Below are 20,842 nucleotides of genomic sequence, written 5' to 3'. Positions count from 1 at the left end.
CAACAGTCTACAAGCACAGCATAAAAACTAATACAGATGTGATTAATTTCATCTGCGCTCATGACTAATAGCTGACTACAGGAGTAAGTTAAAAATACCTGTATTTACAATTAAATCTCTGTTTATGCTAACTTTTAAAAAGTTAAATTTTGTAAACTAGTGATGAATTTTCCTCTTCTTTCGCCTACTTCTTTCTAGCTTCCAGTCCCTAAACCCCTATCTTTCTCCTGAATCAAAACTAATTTGTTCCGATTCATATGTTGGTGGCTCGACGTGAATTAAAATTCTGACTGGGGTAAAGCGTGTCTCTAGTTGACGTTCTACTTCTTCAGTGATGCGATGAGCCGTTTCTACATCTGGCGCATTGACAATTAAGTGCATTTCAATGAATACTTGACGACCTAAAACGCCGCGTGAGGCGATATCATGACAATTAATTACCCCAGGGACAGAAGTAGCAATGGCGTGGATTGCCTCAGGTGCGATCGCCATTTGATCCACTAACCAAGGTAAACTTTCTTTTAAAACTGACCAACCACTCCAAAAAACCAGCAAAGCCACAGGAAAAGCTAATAAAATATCTAACCATTGATAACCAAACCAAACCCCAATCAAACCACCAATGACTGAGATTGTCACCCAGACATCACTCATGGTATGGGTAGCATCAGCGATTAAAATTTGGCTACCGACGCGCTTACCCACATTGCGCTCATAAAACGCCACAAAGATATTCACACCCAAAACAAGTAGCAGTATCCACAATTCAGGTGCAGAGATTCTCACAGGTGCGCCACCTTTAAAAATACGCTCAATTGCACTTTGGAGAATTTCAAAGCAAGCAATCCCTAGAAACGCAGCGATTCCTAATGCTCCCACAGCTTCAAATTTGTGGTGTCCATAGGGATGCTCGCGATCAGGGTAGGGAGAAGAAAATTGACTAGCAACTAGTCCTAAAATGTTGTTGGCACTATCTGTCACACTATGCAAAGCATCAGCCAATAAACTGAGAGAACCTGTTAAATACCCGACAAAGGCTTTTAATCCCAGCACAAACAAGTTGAGAAATAGGGTAATAATTAAAACTTTTCTTACTTCGGCACGGTTATCGTAAGTCATAGATATTTTTTGACATTAAGCTCTGTGACTTTTAAGTGTACTTTTAATGTCAATTTTTAAACACCTATAAATTGTATCAAAGTCTTACGCAGTAACAATTATATATGGCTATAATTGGCAAGTTATAACTATACCTATTGAGATTAATTTGCTTTATGCCCTACTTACATCAATCCCATTTCCCGCAACCCTTGGCGGAGTCTATTTGCTTCTGGGGGGTTGTTTTGCTCATGTAGGAGAATGGCATTTTTAAAAGCGGTGACACTAGCTTGTACATTGCCTACTTTTAACTGTACTACCGCTAAATTTTGATAAGCTTCTGCATATTTGGGTTTGAACCGAATCGCTTTTTGGTAAGCTGCGATCGCATCGATAAACATCCCCAAACCTTTGAATATCATCCCCAAGTTGTAGTAACCAATAGCAAAAGAGGGGTCAATATTTAATGCTGTTTCGTAAGCCTTTTTCGCACCATTGATATCCCCGCTTTCTTTGAGTAAGTTACCAAGATTATTGTATGCGCCTAACTTCAGTATGGGGTAAATAGGTAACTTAATCGCCGCTTGGTAATGAGAAATCGCTTGTTGAGGATTATTCAAACGATTGAAAGCAATGCCTAAATGGTAATATAGTTCGTATAAAATTTCGTAATTTTCCTCATATTTGTTATCCTGGCGAATTATCTGAGCCGAGTTTAGACCCCGTTTTAATAATTCCATCCCTTGGTTAACTTTGCCAGTTTCCACATATAAAGCCCCCAACTTACTGCAAACATAGGGATCATGGGGGTGAGTTGCCAAAAAGCCTTCCATTGTAGCTTGGGCTTTAGCGTGTTTATCATTTTGAGCGATCGCGCTTTTTTGATAACCTGAGTGCAGAATCGCTACCCCTGGTAAATAACCGATTTCCCAATTAGGGTCTTTTTGCAGGATGGCTGAGATACTATCATCGATTAAGGCATGATAGGGACGGTCAAAACGAATATCTGGATGGTTGCGAAACAGACGAGACACCAGAGAATAGGGAGATTGTTCCGCATCGATTTCATGACGCACAAGATTAATTAACAGATATTCATCTTGTGCGATCGCATCCTTAATCTGTGGCACAATTGCTGGTGTCAAAGTCTCATCCGCATCCAAAACTAAAACCCAATCACCAGTAACATATTTTAAAGCCGCATTACGAGCTGCACTAAAGTCATTACACCAGGCAAAATAATGCACCTTCGCACCAAATTCTTGGGCAATCTGAGGCGTGCGATCAATAGAACCTGTATCCACCACTACCATTTCATCTACAATATTTTTAACGCTGCTTAAGCATTTAGGCAATGCTGTCGCTTCGTTTTTCACAATCATACACAGGCTAATAGTCATAAGATAATTGTTATATTATTTACTTAGAAATACAGGTGACAGGGAACAGGTGACAGGGAAGTAGAGGAAGAAGAATCAAACATTTGCGATACTCCCTCACCTCCAAAAATGTATTTTACATTTGAGAAAGCAAGCAGAGTCATTTTTTTCGGATTTGGTTAAGCATCGCAAATTAGATTATGTGTAAAAATCAAGATTAACGAGTCAGTGAGTAAAATTACTTTTAGGGGAAATGGTAAATTTAATGCTGGGTCAGACAGTAGGTGGACGCTACCAAATTCTCACTCAGTTAGGAGGGGGGGGTTTTAGTACAACCTTCATAGCTCAAGATATACAACGGCCGGGGAATCCGCAATGCGTTGTTAAGCATTTTAAACCAATCTCAACCGATCCATACACCTTACAGGAAGCTAAACGGTTGTTTCACTTAGAAGCAGCCACTTTAGAGAAGTTAGGCAAGCATGACCAAATTCCCCAATTATTGGCTCACTTTGCAGAAAATGAGGAATTTTACTTAGTTCAGGAACTAATAACTGGTCACGACCTCTCCCAAGAATTACCTCCTCTAAAACAGCCATTGACTGAGGCTGAGGTCATCAAACTTTTAAAAGATATTCTCGAAGTTTTAGCATTTGTACATCAGCAAAATGTAATTCACCGAGATATTAAACCTGCCAATATTCGACGCAGAGATACAGATGGCAAAATAGTATTGATTGACTTTGGAGCAGTTAAACAAATCAGCGTTCAAAAGACTAATATTCAGGGGCAAACAAGCATGACTGTTGCTATTGGTACTCCTGGTTATATGCCTAGTGAACAGGCTAATCAAGTACCAAAATTAAGTAGTGATATCTATGCAGTCGGAATTATAGGTATTCAAGCTTTGACAGACACCAATTTCTCTAATTTTGGCATTCAAGGACTACCAATACACCCTAAGACGGGAGAAATTGATTGGCATAACCAAGCAAAAGTCAGTCCTAAATTAGCCAGTGTTTTAGATAAAATGGTACGTTATGATTTTCGTCAACGCTACCAAACAGCCGATGAAGCTTTGCAAGCTATTCAAAAACTACTTCCCAAATCTCCTCCCTGGAAAATTTGGATAGGCGTGGGCTTCATCGCTGCGATGATTCCTGTGGTTTTACTGCTATTCCAAGCGATAACTCCAAAAGAAAATTTATTGAGTTATGAAAATGCCAATGCAGGGGTAAAGATCAAATATCCTCAAGGTTGGGAAAGACAAGATATTCAAAATATTCTCACCCAAGAATTAGTGACATTTTTATCACCGCCAGAAAATGATGTGGATAAATTCCAAGAGAAACTGACAATTAATGTCGGCGACTTTCCCGGAACATTGGATGAATCTAAAGATGTTTTTATTAAAGAAATCCAGAATACTGTATCAGAGGCTAATATTGTGAATACAAGTACAGCTACTCTGGCAAATAAACGCGCAAATCAATTAGTTTTTACTGGTAAGAATGGAGAGAATAGGTTAAAACATCTGCAAATTTGGACTTTACAGAATGATCAGGCATATGTCATTACCTATACAGCAGCGATAGATGATTATGATAAATTTTTGCCAATAGCAGAAAAAATGATTCAATCATTTCAAATTGAATAACAAATTCTGGTTTCTAGAATCATTATAGGCTTTAGCGTAGTAGCGATCGCTTGACTTGAAAAACATCTACCAATTAACCAGCCTTTATTTTCACTGCACCACTATTTGATGTAGAGCCAAACCCCACAAAGTCCGTATGATGTTGGGTTAACCTGCGGGAAGGCTGCGCCAACATTCCTCAAGCCAACCTACTAGCTACGTCAATTGCAGTTTTTAGCCTTAAAACTGCAACTCGCGTGGTTGAAACCGTCTAATTGATTGTAGTGTGTCCTGATAATCATCTGTTCTCCCTTGTTCTAGATAGAGACTAGCAGCTTTTTGTAAATCCGCGATCGCACCTTGCTTATCGCCTAAATCATAGCGAGCATATCCTCGATTGGAGTAGGCAGTAGCAGAGTTAGGATCAATTTTGATAGCTTGGTTGTAATCTTCAATTGCCCCCTTGTTATCTCCCAACCGTCTGCGGATATACCCTCGGTTGTTGTAGGCAGTAGCAAAGTTAGGATCAATTTTGATGGCTTGGTTGTAATCTTCAATTGCCCCTTTGTTGTCTCCGAAATCAGCACGGGCTAATCCTCTTCCGTTGTAGGCAACGTCCAACTTGGGATTAATTTTGATAGCTTGGTTGTAATCTTCAATTGCCCCCTTGTTATCTCCCAACCGTCTGCGGGCATATCCTCGGTCGTAGTAGGCAATGGCAAAGTTAGGATTAATTTTGATAGCTTGGTTATAATCTTCAATTGCCCCTTTTTGATCTCCCAAATCAGCACGAGCATATCCTCGGTTGTTGTAAGCAATGGCATAGTTGGGATTAATTTTGATAGCTTGGTTATAATCTTCAATTGCCCCTTTTTGATCTCCCAACCGCCCACGGGCTAATCCTCGTCCGTTGTAGGCAGTATCTAATTTGGGATTAATTTTGAGAGCTTGGTTGAAATCTTCAATCGCCCCTTTGCTATCGCCCAAATCACGGCGTACATACCCTCGATTGTTGTAGGCATTAGCATTATTGGGATTAATCTTAATAGCTTGACTGTAATCTTCAACTGCTCCTTTTTTATCTCCTAATTCATAGCGAGTTTCTCCCCGGTTGTAGTAGGCATTAGCATTATTGGGATTAATCTTAATAGCTTGATTGTAATCTTCAACTGCACCTTTGTTATCTCCTAATTTATAGCGAGCATATCCTCTGTTGTTGTAGGCAATGGCTGACTTGGGATTAATCTTAATGGCTTGACTGTAATCTTCAATTGCTCCTCTGTTGTCTCCTAATTTATAGCGAACATATCCTCTATTGTTGTAGATATCAGTATTATTAGGATCAATCTTGAGAGCTTGGTTAAAATCTTCAATTGCCCCTTTGTTGTCTCCTAATTTATATCGGGCATATCCCCTGTATTCGTAGACACCAGTAGCATTAGGATTAATTTTGAGAGCTTGGTTGAAATCTTCAATCGACCCCTTATTGTCTTCCAATTGATAGCGAAAAAATCCCCTGACTCCATAAGCATCGGCAGAGTTGGGATCAATTTTAATACCTTGGTTAGCATCTTCAATAGCCCCCTTTTTATCTCCCAACACTAAGCGGACTGCTCCCCTATAGGCATAGGCATCGACATAATTGGGATTAAGACGAATCGCTTGAGTATAATCAGCAATAGCTCCTTGAAAGTCTTTTTTATCGAATTTATCCTTACCCTGAAGAAGGAAGTCGTCAGCCTTCAGTGCTGTGGCTACAGGCGTGCTTAGGGGACGAACACCCACATCTACCCCAGTTTTAGCTGACAGTCTCAAAAAAGTATTAATCGGAATGCCCAAATTAATCCCTGATTTGATAATCACGTCAGGATTTTTATCAGAGATTTGAAAGTTCTCTGTGGTGTCTCCTCTACCATGAATGCCTATCAGTTCACCATTATCATTTAGTACCGGGCCCCCACTCATCCCTGGCAGCGTATTATTGCTGTAAAGCAACGCATAACCATCACGCAGGGGTTTTGAAGCATTAGCTGTAATCCGCCCATCGATAAAGTTATAAATTTTATTGCTAATAGCTGCTGTTGTTTTCGGAAATCCAGCGACATAAGCCGTTGTCCCCTCTGTGGAATTATCAGAGTTTCCTATTTTGGCAACAGTATAAGTTTGGCTGCTAGTAAACTGCACCACGGCTAAATCTACATCTGGCAGCTTTTTCACAGTATTGTAATTGAGTGGATAACGCTGACCATCTGGGGTGACGATTTCATATTTAGCTTGATTTGCGATGACGTGTTGGGCAGTTAGAACTGTGTAATTATTGCCCTCTTTTTTAATAATTACCCCAGTCCCAGAACCATCTTGACTATCAATTAGGACAGTAATGGCCTTAGCTATCTTCCCCACCTCTGCTGAAGATAAGGCCATTGCAATTTGTGGTTGTACTAGAGCAATAGTCACTCCTAAGATTCCTGGTGCGAGTGCATAATTAAAGTTCATCATTTAATTTCCACAGAGCATTATTCGACGTTACTGAAAAATAGATCCACCTTCTCATACAATCCTTTGTCCCTAATTCCGAAACTAGAGCTAAAGTATTTTTCCTATCTCCATTTACCTTTGAAGCTTTTTAATTAATTCCAACAGTTGTTGATAATCATCTACTTTCCCTTGTTCTAAATTGAGACTAGCCGCTTTTTGTAAATCCGCGATCGCACCTTGTTTGTCTCCCAATTGATAACGAGCAATCCCCCGTCCAGCATAAGCTCCAGCTAGGTTAGGATTGAGCCGCAAAGCTTGGTTAAAATCAATAATTGCTCCCTTCGTGTCTCCCAAATCAAAGCGGGCAATTGCCCGACTGGCGTAGGGTGGGGCAAGATTGGGATTAATTTTCAAAGCTGTCGTAAAATCTGCGATCGCTCTTTTTTTATCGCCCAATTGATAATAAGATATACCCCGCCCACCGTAGGCTTCGGCATAGTTGGGATTAATTTTTAGTGCTTGGTTGAAATCTGCGATCGCTTTTCTGCTATCATCCAGACTATTATGGGCAATGCCTCGGTTATTGTAAGCAATGACATAGTTGGGATTAATTTTTAATGCTTGGTTAAAATCTGCGATCGCACTTTTTTTGTCTCCTAACGCAGAGCGAGCCAGACCCCGGTTGTTGTAAGCATCAGCGTCTTGGGAATTAATTTTCAAGGCTTGGTCGAAGTCGTCAATTGCGCCGGGGAAGTCTCCCATGTTATAGCGAGCTAGACCCCGATTATTGTAAGCATCGAGATATTTTGGGTTGAGGCGGATTGCTTGATTATAATCGGCGATCGCACCTTTGAAATCTCCTTTGTCGTACTTATCGCCACCTTGAAGATAGAAATCGTCTGCTTTCGGTGTCGTTGTTGTGGGAATGCTAGGAGGAACAACACCTACATTTACCCCGGCTTCAATTGACAATCGCAAAAAGGTATTAATGGGAATGCCTAAATTAAAACCTGATTTGACATAAGCAACTGAGGAATTGATATTCGAGGTTTCTATATCCGCTTCATCTCCTCTACCATGAATTCCTACCAATTCACCTTTGTCATTTAATACTGGGCCGCCACTCATCCCCGGTAAGGTGACATTGTTGTAGACTAAGGCATAGCCATCACGTAGAGCTTTAGAAGCATTAGCAGTAATCCGCCCATCAGTGAAATTGTAAATTGTGTTGGAAATTGCTCCTGTCGCTTGGGGAAAACCAGCTACATAAGCTGTACTACCTTCTGCGGCGGCATTGGAGTTGCCGATTGTAGCGATAGTATAACTTTTACTGCTGGTAAACTGCACCACGGCTAAATCTACATCTGGCAGCTTTTTCACAGTATTGTAATTGAGTGGATAACGTTGCCCATTTGGGGTGACGATTTCATATTTAGCTTGATTGGCTATGACGTGCTGGGCAGTCAAAACTGTGTAAGTATCGCCCTCTTTCTTAACAATTACCCCAGTCCCAGAACCATCTTTATGATCAATTAGTACAGTGATTTCCTTAGCTATCTTCGCCACCTCTGCTGAGGATAGTGCTACAGCAATTTGTGGTTGTACTAGAGCAATAGTTACTCCCATGACTGCTGGTGCAAGTACATAATTAAATTTCATCATCTAATATTTATTAATTAAAAGTATTAGTAAATTTACAAAATATCAAAACTTTTCAACCTGGGAAAGACGCTCATGTTCGTAGTAAAGACTTTAGTCCTGATTTTTCTAAGCACTAAAGTGCTTACTACAAACATCTCTATTTCGGCGCGCTGCAAGAACTATTAAACCCAAATGAATCTTGCCAACGTTTGACGTTACTACTGCCAATGGGAATGATTTTGGTATCACCATTATCAAAAGTTAAACGCGCCTTAATTTCTTTAGCTGGTGCTGTTCTGAGTAAATTAGCAGCATCAGGACTGATATCAAATAACGTATCGCTCATATACCACGTACTAGAACGTTGGACGTTTCTATTGTTCTCGTACACAGTATATGTATAGTTTCCTTGAAATCCTCTGACTTTCATATTGGGGCTGCGTGTGAGTTGGAGAATTTGCTCGCCAATCCCTAACTCAACCATTTTGGGAGAAATTTCTGTTAATTCAGCTTTACCGTCAGTTGGTGCTGATTGCACAACTAATTTCACAAAACAACCTTCAATTTTGCTTCCCCACAGAGAAACAACGACAAATTTACCAGGACTGGGACTAGCGAAGGGTTCTTTGAAGAGAACTCCTTGGGGATCTTCGCCGTGACGATCAATAACTACTTTACCCAAAGGGGTATTAACTAGAGCGTCTTTAATCTCGACCACTTTATCAAAAGGTAAACCATTACCACCCCAACGCATACCATTGACTGAATCTAACTTATCTTCATCAATGGTAGTTTGAGCGATCGCACTATTGGCAGAAAATAATGCTGTCATCACCAGCAAAGTCACAAAACCAGATTTTAAGTATTTTGAAAACATCGAATTTCAACTCAAAGGATTAAAGAAAGTGTCAATTAACAACGTCTACCAGGGCAAACACTAGATCCTGTAGTGCCAGAACCATTGATTGTGGGTGGTCTTCCTGTGATGGGCGTGCTGGGAGATGGGGGCTTGCTGGGAGGTAGTGGAGTTGTTGTCACCACCCTTAAATTTAGACTGTTAGCTACCTGGGAATTGGTGAAGATGTTAATGGGAATGCCCAAATTAAAACCTACCTTCTGACCTTCTTTATCCCGTGCGCCTCGGCCATGAATAGCAACCAACCGCCCATTTTCATCTAAAACAGGGCCTCCACTCATCCCAGGAAAAGTAATATTGTTGTAAATCAGAGCATAACCATCCTGGGGCTTGGCATTAGTCCCCACAATCCGTCCATCAGGAACTAGCACCGTGCGGTTTTCGATACCTTGTACTGGTGTTGGTGCGCCAGACACATACACCGTTGTTCCCTCGATGGCTGCATCTGAATTGCCGAGAGTGGCAACAGTATATTTTTGGCGACTGGTAAACTGTAAGACGGCTAAATCTACCCCTGGCAGACGGGTAATGAGGTTTGGTGTCACTTGATGGGAACTTTGATCCTGAGTCTGGACTGTATAAGTTCCTAAGTCTTCGACAACGTGCCAGTTAGTTAGGACAGTGTAAGTATTGTTTTGTTCATGAATAATCACACCAGAACCGAGTTTTGCCCCACTAATCAGGACAGTTACTCTTTTAGCAATATTGCTGACATCTTGAGGTGTTAATGATACCGCAATTTCTAAGGGAAAAACTGCGATCGCTACTCCTAATATTGCTGTTGCTAGCCTACTATCGAGCCTCATAACTTGACCTCTTATCAGCCTTATTTGACATAGCTGGGATCATTTGCACCACCTTATCCATTGGTACAGCCCAACTCAAGCGATTAATCCTCTGATGTAAATTTTCATCTACCTGCAAACCATCAATAAAAACTGATGGTACATCCCACAGAGGATAGGCGTGCATCCCATTGATACCCACAACCTCACCACGACGATTCAGCAGTGGCCCCCCACTCATGCCTTTTGCTATCTCATTGGTATACCCCACTTGATAACCCCCGTCTAAGGCTTTTTGCAGCACTAGCAACACCTTACCAGTAGTAAACATGAAATCTTTGGCGGTGAGTTCCTCTTGGTCAAAGGGAAAACCAGTAGCAAATACGTCATCTCCCACAACTGGGGAATAACCCAAAGCAGCCACACGATAGTCATCGTTCATACTTTGAAATTGCAATAGTGCTAAATCATGCTTACCAAAACGAACGCCCGGCAACAAATTTGCTGGATATATCCGACCATCTACAGTCTGAATGCGATAAGGAGATTTTCCTGCTCTTAGTACATGGGCATTGGTCAATACCGTATAAACTTTATCTGTTTTCCTCAGAATAATTCCTGAGCCAAGGAATTCAGTTGACATGACTTTTACGGTGATTCCTTGGGCTTGATGGCGTAATTCTTCTAATGATATTTGACTTATATGAGAAATATTGCTACCAGTAGAAGCCGATTTAGCGCAACCACTCATATCTGCTGATAACAGCATTGATAAACTGCCAATACAGGCGATCGCTTTCCAACTGCCCCAAATCATATTAGTTTCAGAATAGATCCCTAGCTGCTGATAGCATTAACTGTGTAGGGGCTTTGAATAACTATCCCCAGTCTCCTATCCCCTGTAACCTAAGAATTAAGGAATGCCAGCTTCAGATGTCGAATTAGTTGGTTCAGAGACAGAATCATCAATTGAGTCAATAGTTGTATTTTGCAGATAAATATCAAAATCGATGTCTACTGCACTACTACCAGCACTTTCATTCAGTGCATTACCAGCAGCCAAACCACGGCGGTCAAATAACCTACGCACAACCGCGTTAGGATTAACACCACGTTTGAGGGTAAATAACAACGTAGTGTCTGTACACGAACTGTTTTGGTTTACAGCAGCACAAACAACAGGTTCTCCCCTGAGTACCCCAGTCTTAATGCGTCTGAGTCTACCGTTATCGTAGTTGATCTGAAATCTCCGCGACACCTCCACACACCGCCGTTGAGCCGTCCAAGGGGGTGGAAAGTAACTACTAACCCAACGAACTATCGGTACTTTCTTTCCGTCTTGGGTGCGAGCAAATGTTATGGGTACGCCTTTGCTCTTTGCACAGTAGAATGTTGTACTTCCAGCATGACTCGGCTGACTTATGCTTATAGTCAACAAAGCTATGGCTAACGTTGTCAAGGATTGACAAAATAACCTTAATTTCATGGTTAGTGCCAGATTTCCTCAAAAATAATAAGTATATTACTGCAAGTGTAAAATTATTTGGTGGCGAATTATAGGTGTTTCTTGCCAAGAATGTTATACATTTACAAAAAATTTATACAATTACACAATTCGGGAGTCAGTGACTTTAACATGGAGTTATTTATAAATCAAATCGGATTCCTATAGCTCAAGTGCGCTAAAAGGTATTGAAAATCTTTACATAAAATTTACCTAGTTTTATATAAAAATTAACCAATAAGTTGTTAACTATTACTTAATTCACTTTTGCTGCAAAATTTGCCCCCCAATCGGCTAGCCTTGACAAGCTTTGGGGGTTATTTAAGTGTGAGTATAGGGGGTCGAGTTTGAATACGATTACTTTCTCACGCGTTATTCACTTAAGCCATGTTATTGACACTAATATTCCCCAATGGCCAGGCGACCCCCCTGTAGAATTTACTCCTGTCGCCGAACTGCAAGATGATGGTTATTATCTACGCTGCTTCTCTTTAGGTGAGCATAGCGGCACTCATATTAATGCTCCTAACAGTTTTTATCAGGCTGGTGTGGGTATTGATAAATACTCTGCTCAGTCTTTAATTGTACGTGCCGTTGTGATAGATATCTGTGCAGTAGCGGCTATAAATCCTGATTATGTTCTGACGGTTGCTGATGTTCTAGCTTGGGAGGGAGAACACGGTGAGATTCCCGTTGGTAATATGGTGCTACTGCATACAGGTTGGCAAGCTAAATGGTTTGACAAGAATGCTTTTCTCAACCAGGATACGCAAGGAATTATGCACTTTCCCGGTTTTGGTAGAGATGCTACTGAGTTCTTAGTGAACGAGCGGCGAATTGCTGGGGTAGGCATTGATACACATGGTGTAGACCCAGGGCAGGATAATAGTTTTGCTACTAACCGCCTCGTATTGGCGCAACAAGGTATTGTGTTAGAAAATCTCGCCAATTTAGACCAACTACCACCTCAAGGGACTACCTTAGCTATCGGTGTGATTAGGTTAAGGCGGGGTTCTGGTTCTCCTGTGGGAGTGTTGGCATTAGTCCCTTAATTTTTGTGTCTGTCTTGACTATCTGCCTGCGATTTTCTCTAGTAGACGATAACCTGTAATTCGTAATTCGTAATTCGTAATTGAGAAAATCAGATTTTATGATTGGTATACGTATATGATAACTCCGCTAAAGAGCCAAAATTATATTAATGGTCAGTGGTTGGATGCTACAGGTGAAAATATCCTGGCTAGTCACAACCCTGCGAATAAAACTGAAGTTGTGGCTACTTTCCCCCGTTCTCAAGCTGAGGATGTAGACCTCGCAGTTGCTGCCGCGAGGCAAGCTTACCGACGTTGGCGGCAAGTTCCAGCCCCAGCTAGGGCAGAATACATCTTTCGCGTCGGGGAATTATTGGGTGAGCATAAGGAAGAATTGGCACAGTTAATTAGTCTGGAAATGGGTAAACCATTAACTGAGGCTAGGGGTGATGTGCAAGAAGGGATTGACTGTGCTTTTTACACGGCTGGGGAAGGACGGCGATTGTTTGGGCAAACGACACCTTCGGAAATGCCCAACAAGTTTGCTATGACTGTGAGGATGCCGATTGGAGTCTGTGCTTTAATTACTCCCTGGAATTTCCCAATGGCGATTCCTTGCTGGAAAGCAATGCCGGCTTTGGTGTGTGGTAATACGGTAATTCTCAAACCTGCTGAAGATACCCCCGCCTGTGCTACTAAATTAATTGAAATTTTCGCCGCCGCAGGTTTACCGCCAGGAGTGATTAACTTAGTGCATGGGGTGGGTGAAGAAGTTGGGAAAGCTTTAGTTGAACATCCAGATATTGATTTAGTTTCGTTTACTGGTTCGTCAGAAACTGGTGCGTATGTGGGTGCGACTTGCGGACGGACTCATAAACGTGTCTGTTTAGAAATGGGTGGTAAAAATGCCCAGGTGGTGATGGAAGATGCAGATTTAGAGCTGGCCTTAGATGGTGCAGTGTGGGGTGCATTTGGTACAACCGGTCAAAGGTGTACAGCTACCAGTCGCTTGATTTTACATCGTGATATCAAAGAAAAGTTTACTAAAATGCTGTGTGAACGTGCTGGAAAGTTACGCTTGGGTGCTGGTAATGACCCTGAGACAGATATCGGGCCGATAATTAATCACAGACAACTGCAACGGGTAAACGATTATATGAAAGTTGCCCGTGAGGAAGGGGCAGAAATATTAATTGGTGGGGAAATTGCCACGGAAGGGGAGTTAAAACAGGGTTATTTTTTCCAACCTACAGTTTTAGATAACGTCACACCAAATATGCGGGTGGCTCGTGAGGAGATATTTGGCCCTGTGGTGGTATTAATGGAGGTGGGTACATTTGAGGAAGCGATCGCTATCCTGAATGATACCAAATATGGTCTGTCTTCCTCAGTTTATACCCGCGACATCAACCGCGCCTTTGCTGCCATGCGCGATATAGAAGCTGGAATTACTTACATCAACGGCCCTACCATTGGCGCAGAAGTACACTTACCCTTTGGCGGTGTCAAGCAAACAGGTAACGGCCACCGGGAAGCAGGAACGACTGCCTTAGAGGTTTTCACTGAGTGGAAAAGTGTTTATGTTGACTTTTCTGGCAACTTGCAACGCGCCCAAATAGATAATCGTGGATAAAAAATTTCCCCATTTGCAACTTCCCTAAAACCCCGAATTTTCCGGAAATTCGGGGGTATTTCTACTGTGATTCTCAAGTTGTGTCTTTGTGGAAGGTGAATGATCAAGCCACATCTTTATTAATGCAGGAATTATACACCCAAATCTTTAGGGAAGGGAAAACCCCTGCCGTAGCTCTGAGGGAAGCGCAATTAAAATTATGGCGACAAAAACAATGGCAAAACCCCCGTTTTTGGCCAGCTTTTACCATCCAGGGAAAGTGGGAATAAGTTGTAAATTCTCTCAATTTTTAACTATATAAAGCCTTCACCCATTGCCATTCTTGAGTTAACCCTTCCTTAAGAGAAACTTGAGGCTGATATCCTAAAATTTGCCGTGCTTTAGAGACATCAGCAGCAGTGTGTCTAGCATCTCCCATTGCTTTTTCTATATGGTTTCTTTTGATGGGTTTACCGACAATTTCTGCCATCGTGTTGAGAACTTCAGCTAAAACTACTCTGCTACCGCCACCAATATTAAAAATTTCACCTACTGCTTGGGGTACAGTAGCAGCTGCTAAATTTGCAGCTACGGCGTCCTTGACAAATGTAAAGTCTCGTGTTTGTTGTCCATCCCCATAGATGGGAATTGCCTCATCCTGCAAAACAGCTTTGAAAAATTTATGAAACGCCATATCAGGCCTTTGTCTGGGGCCGTAAACAGTGAAATAACGTAGAGATACAAAAGGCACACCAAAATTTTTGTGATATAGACCACACAAACGCTCGGCAGCTAGTTTAGTAATACCATAGGGAGAAACTGGTTGGGGGGGAATGCCTTCATGGGTAGGTAATGTTTCTGCATCACCGTAGATGCTAGATGTAGATGCAAACACGAACCTTGTTAATTGTTTGGCATCTTTGGCGGCTTCTAACATAACTTGTGTCGAGTTGATGTTGCGTTCAGTATAAGCACGGAAACCTTGACCCCAACTTGCTCTCACTCCGGCTTGAGCTGCCTGATGGTAAACAACATCTACATCTTGCAATAATGTTGACCAATCTAAACTCTGAATATTGCTCTCAATTAAAGTAAAGTTAGGTAAAGATTGTAAATGAGCAATATTTTTGTGTTTTAACGCAGGCTCGTAGTAATCGTTGAATTCATCAATACCAATTACTTCTTTTCCTTGTTCCAGAAGGGTTTGTGTCAGGTGAGAACCTATAAATCCTGCTGCCCCAGTAACAATAACTTTAGTCATGTACCCTACTTGTATTATTATTTTTAAATCAGAATATTTCTAGGGTAATACTGGTGATGATGAATCGCCATTGATTTGGGAAATAAGGTCGTCAGCTACCTTATTTACAAGGGCGATTTTATTTTGCATATAAGCTTCTGCAACGCCAATTAATAATATGTGGTCTGGGAGATAATTTCCCTAGGGGCTTGCATCAAGGCAAGAATTAGTGAAAAATTGATCCGCAGCAATAGGGCATTTTTATCTCTCAAGGGACGCAAGAGGAAATCTGTGAAAGTTTTAGTTGTAGGAAATGGTGGGCGTGAACACGCTCTGGCTTGGAAATTATTGCGATCGCCACAAGTTAATCAGGTAGTATGTGTACCAGGTAATGGTGGTACAGCTAGTATGGCAGGTTGCCAAAATATACCTTTAGCAGTGGATGATTTTGCTGGTATAAGTAAATGCGCCATAGAAAACGGGATTTCTTTGGTGGTAGTAGGGCCGGAAGTACCCCTAGCTAAAGGCATCACCGACTATCTACAAGACAAAGGACTGAAGGTATTTGGCCCTACAAGAGCCGGTGCAAAGATTGAAGCCAGTAAAGCTTGGGCTAAAGCCCTGATGCAAGAAGCGGGAATTCCTACTGCTAAAGCTGCGGTATTTACTGAGTCTACAGCAGCTAAATCTTATGTAAAAGCTCAAGGTGCGCCCATCGTTGTCAAAGCTGACGGTTTGGCGGCTGGGAAGGGTGTAATTGTCGCTAGCACCGTAGAGGAGGCAACTAACGCCATTGAGACAATATTTCAAGGGCAGTTTGGCAGTGCGGGGGAATTTGTAGTTATCGAAGAATGCTTAATTGGGCAAGAGGTTTCGGTGTTAGCCGTAACTGATGGGATCACAATTCGCCCCTTATTGCCAGCGCAAGACCATAAACGCATCGGGGAAGGGGATGTAGGCGAAAACACAGGTGGGATGGGTGCGTATGCCCCAGCACCCATTGCTACGCCAGCATTAATGGCTAGGGTGCAAACCGAAGTTTTAGAAAGAGCGATCGCCACTTTAAAATCTAGAGGCATTGATTATCGTGGTGTACTCTACGCCGGCTTAATGATTTCCCCCGATGGCGACTTTAAGGTTTTAGAATTTAACTGTCGCTTTGGCGATCCTGAAACCCAAGTCATTCTGCCACTGTTAGCCACACCCCTAGAAGAATTAATCTTAGCTTGTGTCGAGCAACGTTTAAGTGATTTACCCCCCATTGCTTGGCATGATGGCGCATCTGCAACCGTAGTGGCAGCTTCCGGTGGTTATCCGGGGGATTATGAAAAAGGCAAAGTCATTACCGGCATTAGGGAAGCAGAAGCCAACGGAGTCACGGTATTTCATGCCGGCACAAAATTAAACCAGCAACAGCAACCAGTGACAGATGGCGGACGAGTATTAAACGTGACGGCTGTGGGAGAGAACTTTAACCAAGCTTTGTCCACCGCCTACAATAGCTTAAAATCTATTCAATTTGAAGGAATGTATTACCGTAGAGATATTGGGCATCGAGTGCTGAGTAGTGAGTAGTGAGTAGTGAGTGTTGAGTGGGTAATTACCCAATCCCCAATCCCCAATCCCCAATCCCTAGGAGTTATTTAATTAATTTTGACTTTTGACTTTTAACTTGATTTGTCCCCAATCAATTAGCATATTTGTCGAATTAACTGTTAATTTTTTAGTTGTTGGGGTTGATAACCAAACTACTAACAACTTTATTTGAGATGCTGTCGCTGTTAAAAACAATCCGAGAAGCGATCGCCAATTGGTGGTCAGAGTTCACTCTCCAAACTAAACTTTTGGCCGTGGCTACCTTAGTAGTCTCCCTGGTCATGAGTGGTTTAACTTTCTGGGCGGTGAATACCATTCAGCAAGATGCCCGCATGAATGACACCCGCTTTGGACGGGATTTGGGGCTATTATTGGCGGCTAATGTTACCCCTCTGGTAGCTGACCATAATTTGACAGAGGTAGCCAAATTTTCTGAACGCTTTTATAGCAGTACCTCTAGCATCCGCTATATGCTGTACGCGGATGAAACAGGGAAAATCTATTTTGGAATTCCTTTTTGGGAACCTGAAGTAGAAAACTCACTGACAATTGAGCGACGAATCGAACTCCCAGAAGATTATCCTCAAGAGTGGGATAAGCCAATGGTACGGCAACACATGACCCCAGATGGGGCTGTGACCGATGTGTTTATTCCTCTGATTGTTAATAAAAAAAACTTAGGTATATTAGCGATCGGCATCAACCCCAACCAAATAGCAGTCATTTCAACTAATTTCACCCGTGATGTCACCATTGCCGTATTTATCACAATTTGGGTAATGGTAATTTTGGCAGGAGTAATTAACGCTTTAACTATCACTAAGCCGATTAAAGAACTACTAGTAGGGGTAAAAGAAATCGCCGCCGGCAACTTCCAGCAGCGCATTGACTTACCTCTAGGTGGCGAATTAGGAGAGCTAATTTTAAACTTTAATGAAATGGCCGAGCGTCTAGAACGCTACGAAGAACAAAATATAGAGGAATTAACCGCAGAAAAAGCCAAACTCGAAACCCTAGTTTCCACGATCGCTGATGGTGCTGTCTTAATTGACAATAATATGCAGGTGATTTTAGTCAATCCTACTGCACGGAACATTTTTGGCTGGGAAGGTAGTGATGATGTAGTAGGTAGTAATGTTTTGCATCACTTACCGCCAACAGTGCAAATGGAAATCACCAAACCTTTATACCAAATGGCTGCCGGCGAACGTGAAAGTGCTGAGTTTCGCATTTTCTTAAGTCAACCCATTAAGCGTACTATTCGCATTCTCTTAACTACGGTACTCAATTTACAACGGGAGAGTATCAAAGGCATTGCCATCACCGTGCAAGATATCACCCGTGAGGTAGAACTAAACGAAGCTAAAAGCCAATTTATCAGCAACGTTTCCCACGAACTGCGAACACCATTATTTAATATCAAATCTTTTATCGAAACTCTGCACGAGTACGGAGAAGAATTAAGCTTAGAAGAAAAACGGGAATTCCTGCAAACGGTTAACCATGAAACCGATCGCTTGACTCGCTTAGTTAATGATGTTTTAGATTTATCTAAGCTAGAATCTGGCAAGATTTACAACTTCTATGGTGTAGATTTAGCCCAGGCGATTGAGCAAACCTTGCGGACATACCAACTCAACGCCAGGGATAAAGGTATCGAACTGTTACAAGAAGTTGCCCCCAATTTACCCCTAGTTATGGGTAATTATGATTTGTTGCTGCAAGTCTTAGCTAATTTGGTAGGTAATGCCCTCAAATTTACTCTAGCCGGTGGCAAAGTAGCCATCCGTACCTATCCGCTAGATATCACACCCACATCATCCAATCAGCCTGCACAAGTTAGGATAGAAATATCTGACACAGGTATTGGTATCGCCCCAGAAGACCAACAGGCAATTTTTGACCGTTTCTTCCGTGTCGAGAACCGCGTTCACACCTTAGAAGGTACAGGTTTGGGTCTATCGATTGTCAGAAATATCATTGAAAGACACCACAGTAGAGTCCATTTGGTCAGTGAAGTCAGTGTGGGTACTACTTTTTGGTTTGATTTAAGTATATTTGAAGAAACACCAAAGAAAGAAATTGAGACTGCTAGTGAGATAGGGGTTTAGGGGGAGACAAAATAAATTTAAATCAGTAAACAGTTATCAAGTGAATGATAACTGGAGAGTGTTGATACCCAATACCGTTTAGTGTCACTTTCTATTCACATTTATCACAAATACTAAACATATTGACTTACTTGGATTAAATCGAAATGTCACTCGTAAGGAGTATTTCTTATGGTTGGGTTGATAATTACTTGGTTAGTTACAGCCATCAGCTTTTTGATTATTTCTCGACTGCCGATAGGAGTAGAAATAGACAATTTTGGTAAAGCATTAATTACCGCCGCAGTTTTTGGCATTTTGAATGCGCTTTTGCTCCCTCTTTTAACTTTATTTACCTTGCCATTTATTATTCTTACTTTAGGCTTATTCTTCTTTGTTCTCAATTCAATTATCTTTGGGTTATCAGCTGCTATAGTGCCTGGTTTTCGCTTAAGATATGGCTTTTGGAGTGCTTTGCTTGGCTCACTTGCTTTGGCAATCATTAATTCTATTCTCTTAAGACTCATAGCACCGCTTACCTGATAAAAGCAACGAGTATGCTATTTCTCATTACTAACCAAGCCAAAGCATAAATTTTTCATTGTGAGACAAAAATTCATACTTCATAAAGTGCTAGAAACAGCCTGTACCTATTAATTACGAATTACGTAAAGCCTGCGGCATAGCTGCGCTTAGAGCGTAGCGGGGCGCAGCCTATTAAGTGTCCAGCAACTCGAAATCATTTTATTTGTGCTGTAAAAAATGATCGATCAGGTAGAGAGAGCGTTACATGACTTGGATGTACCTGTAACTAATATTAATATGGAACACTACAACCTTGTTTAACTCAATTTACCTATGGGTTTATGTCGCCTTGTCAAGTTTGCTTCTGTAGTAATTATTGGTATTTTATTGGTTTGGATACTGTCTCCCGCCATTATTTTACCCCCTGATGACCCTGTTGGGGCAGTGACAATTTATGTCACAGATTATGGTTGGCATTCTAGACTAGTGTTACCCACTGGCAACGGTGAATTAATCCAGTATGCTTACGGTGATTGGAATTATTTCGCACTAAACCAGCAGGACTGGAGAAATGGGGCGGCGGCACTTTTACTACCAACCCAAGGCACTCTCGGTAGGCGAAAATTTAGCAATATCATCGAACTTCAGCAGATAATTCAACAACAAAATTACACCTTATTCAGTTTAGAAGTAGCGCAATCCCCAGTCATAGAATTATTGACATTATTAGATAAACGTTTTAACCGCAATATGGCAACGAGCATCGAAAATCGAAAAATAGGTTTAACTTTAGTCAAAGATGATCAGGAATATACATTATTCCACAATAGCAATCACGAAATTGTTGCGTGGCTAAAAAGTTTAGACTGCCGAATTTATGGTTTTGTGATGTGGGCGAATTTTCAGGTAAAACATTCATAATATACATTTATATTTTTTGTTAATTTTTAAGCGATGACATCAAAAAGAGATATTAAAAAATATCCGGTTTATCGCAATCGTTGGTTGGAACGAATAATTGCCATCCTCGCATTGCTGAACTTATGTTTGGTCATCTTTGACATGACCTACATACCTTTACGTGATTTCTACCTACAGGTATTGCCAAGGTTAACCCAATTGTATGACCCAATTAAGGGCATTCAACCCCACCCAGAAACACAACATTACCTCAACAAGGTTACAGAATTAGAAGCACAGGTTTTGCAGACTGGGTTGCTTTCACCCCAATCAGAAAGGGTGCTTGATGAATTAAGTTTACTTAGTAACCGCATGATTGAGGATAAGCCATTTTATCTGGCTAATCAAAGT

At 41.5% G+C, this 20,842-nt stretch carries 17 protein-coding genes and 1 pseudogene; 9 read left to right on the top strand and 9 right to left on the bottom strand.

Features of this window, described 5'->3' with window-relative positions; genetic code table 11:
• Positions 1-216 precede the first annotated feature (216 nt).
• Together VB693_RS22305 and VB693_RS22300 are read right to left on the bottom strand one after the other, a co-directional pair.
• On the bottom strand, positions 217-1,119 hold the full coding sequence (locus VB693_RS22305) for a cation diffusion facilitator family transporter (protein WP_323268175.1): 903 nt from the start codon (positions 1,117-1,119) through the stop codon (positions 217-219).
• Positions 1,120-1,283: 164 nt separating this feature from the next.
• A complete protein-coding gene (locus VB693_RS22300) occupies positions 1,284-2,498 on the bottom strand; it encodes a glycosyltransferase (protein WP_190705920.1) in 1,215 nt (404 codons plus the stop codon).
• Between the two features lie 244 nt (positions 2,499-2,742).
• On the opposite strand from VB693_RS22300, the gene VB693_RS22295 reads away from it, so the two are divergent.
• Entirely contained in the window at positions 2,743-4,134 is a 1,392-nt protein-coding gene (locus VB693_RS22295) for a protein kinase domain-containing protein (protein ID WP_323268174.1), read from the top strand.
• Positions 4,135-4,353: 219 nt separating this feature from the next.
• Here VB693_RS22295 and VB693_RS22290 read toward each other — a convergent pair whose 3' ends face one another.
• The 6 genes from VB693_RS22290 to VB693_RS22265 form a co-directional block, all read right to left on the bottom strand.
• Entirely contained in the window at positions 4,354-6,612 is a 2,259-nt protein-coding gene (locus VB693_RS22290) for a tetratricopeptide repeat-containing serine protease family protein (RefSeq protein WP_323268173.1), read from the bottom strand.
• A 111-nt stretch (positions 6,613-6,723) separates the two neighbouring features.
• A complete protein-coding gene (locus tag VB693_RS22285; RefSeq protein ID WP_323268172.1) occupies positions 6,724-8,253 on the bottom strand; it encodes a tetratricopeptide repeat-containing serine protease family protein in 1,530 nt (509 codons plus the stop codon).
• A gap of 136 nt (positions 8,254-8,389) precedes the next feature.
• Positions 8,390-9,109, bottom strand: coding sequence for a hypothetical protein (locus VB693_RS22280; protein WP_323268171.1), 720 nt, complete (start codon positions 9,107-9,109; stop codon positions 8,390-8,392).
• Positions 9,110-9,144: 35 nt separating this feature from the next.
• Complete coding sequence (locus tag VB693_RS22275) at positions 9,145-9,954, bottom strand: serine protease (protein WP_323268170.1); 810 nt, start codon at positions 9,952-9,954, stop codon at positions 9,145-9,147.
• Positions 9,941-10,750, bottom strand: a complete 810-nt coding sequence (locus VB693_RS22270) for a serine protease (protein WP_323268169.1) — start codon at positions 10,748-10,750, stop codon at positions 9,941-9,943. Before VB693_RS22270 ends, VB693_RS22275 begins: the two co-directional genes overlap by 14 nt.
• A gap of 96 nt (positions 10,751-10,846) precedes the next feature.
• Positions 10,847-11,419 (bottom strand): COP23 domain-containing protein, encoded by a 573-nt coding sequence (locus VB693_RS22265; protein ID WP_323268168.1) that lies wholly within the window; start codon positions 11,417-11,419, stop codon positions 10,847-10,849.
• A 365-nt stretch (positions 11,420-11,784) separates the two neighbouring features.
• On the opposite strand from VB693_RS22265, the gene VB693_RS22260 reads away from it, so the two are divergent.
• The 3 genes from VB693_RS22260 to VB693_RS22250 all read left to right on the top strand — a co-directional run bounded on the left by VB693_RS22260 (position 11,785) and on the right by VB693_RS22250 (position 14,370).
• Complete coding sequence (locus VB693_RS22260; protein WP_323268167.1) at positions 11,785-12,489, top strand: cyclase family protein; 705 nt, start codon at positions 11,785-11,787, stop codon at positions 12,487-12,489.
• Positions 12,490-12,604: 115 nt separating this feature from the next.
• The gene (locus VB693_RS22255) at positions 12,605-14,101 is read left to right on the top strand and encodes an aldehyde dehydrogenase family protein (protein ID WP_323268166.1); all 1,497 of its coding nucleotides are present in this window, start codon (positions 12,605-12,607) and stop codon (positions 14,099-14,101) included.
• A gap of 80 nt (positions 14,102-14,181) precedes the next feature.
• Positions 14,182-14,370 (top strand): CHAT domain-containing protein, encoded by a 189-nt coding sequence (locus VB693_RS22250; RefSeq protein ID WP_323268165.1) that lies wholly within the window; start codon positions 14,182-14,184, stop codon positions 14,368-14,370.
• Between the two features lie 20 nt (positions 14,371-14,390).
• Here VB693_RS22250 and VB693_RS22245 read toward each other — a convergent pair whose 3' ends face one another.
• Positions 14,391-15,341, bottom strand: a complete 951-nt coding sequence (locus VB693_RS22245; protein WP_190705948.1) for an NAD-dependent epimerase/dehydratase family protein — start codon at positions 15,339-15,341, stop codon at positions 14,391-14,393.
• 270 nt (positions 15,342-15,611) lie between these two features.
• On the opposite strand from VB693_RS22245, the gene purD reads away from it, so the two are divergent.
• The 5 genes and pseudogenes from purD to VB693_RS22220 all read left to right on the top strand — a co-directional run.
• On the top strand, positions 15,612-16,895 hold the full coding sequence (purD, locus tag VB693_RS22240; protein ID WP_323268164.1) for a phosphoribosylamine--glycine ligase: 1,284 nt from the start codon (positions 15,612-15,614) through the stop codon (positions 16,893-16,895).
• A 194-nt stretch (positions 16,896-17,089) separates the two neighbouring features.
• Positions 17,090-19,027 (top strand): two-component system sensor histidine kinase NblS, encoded by a 1,938-nt coding sequence (gene nblS / locus VB693_RS22235; RefSeq protein WP_323268163.1) that lies wholly within the window; start codon positions 17,090-17,092, stop codon positions 19,025-19,027.
• Positions 19,028-19,198: 171 nt separating this feature from the next.
• Entirely contained in the window at positions 19,199-19,549 is a 351-nt protein-coding gene (locus VB693_RS22230; RefSeq protein ID WP_323268162.1) for a phage holin family protein, read from the top strand.
• Positions 19,550-19,864: 315 nt separating this feature from the next.
• Positions 19,865-20,452 (top strand): DUF2459 domain-containing protein, encoded by a 588-nt coding sequence (locus tag VB693_RS22225; protein ID WP_323268161.1) that lies wholly within the window; start codon positions 19,865-19,867, stop codon positions 20,450-20,452.
• A 33-nt stretch (positions 20,453-20,485) separates the two neighbouring features.
• Positions 20,486-20,842, top strand: a pseudogene (locus tag VB693_RS22220) (hypothetical protein); the annotation flags it as partial.

Source organism: Anabaena sp. UHCC 0399, assembly GCF_034931465.1.
GTDB lineage: Bacteria > Cyanobacteriota > Cyanobacteriia > Cyanobacteriales > Nostocaceae > Trichormus > Trichormus minutissimus.
Note: the sequence above shows the minus strand (reverse complement) of the source record. Positions and strands in the feature narration are given on the sequence as shown.